The 241-nt window shown below is 42.3% G+C and carries 1 pseudogene; it reads right to left on the bottom strand.

What is annotated here, in order from left to right:
- Positions 1-27 precede the first annotated feature (27 nt).
- Positions 28-241: pseudogene (locus HMPREF2619_RS10265) on the bottom strand (Asp23/Gls24 family envelope stress response protein); the annotation flags it as partial.

The raw sequence follows: 241 nt of genomic DNA on the forward strand, positions 1-241 counted from the left end.
TCCTTTTATTTTTTTCTAAATTAGTAATTATTGAACACGTGGTTCTGCTTTGGCTGCAGCGTCTTTAACAGTTTCAACACCTTGGCCAACTTTTTCTTGAACGAACTCAGCGCCTTCGCCAAGTTTTTCTTGTGCTACTGCAACACCTGAACCGATACCAGATTTCACTCTAGACAATTGTTCTGACGCGAACTCGCCTGTTGATTCTGCCACGTCAGTTACACGATCTTGAAGGCTAACT

Origin of the sequence: Streptococcus sp. HMSC074B11, assembly GCF_001808705.1 — a bacterium.
Lineage (GTDB): Bacteria > Bacillota > Bacilli > Lactobacillales > Streptococcaceae > Streptococcus.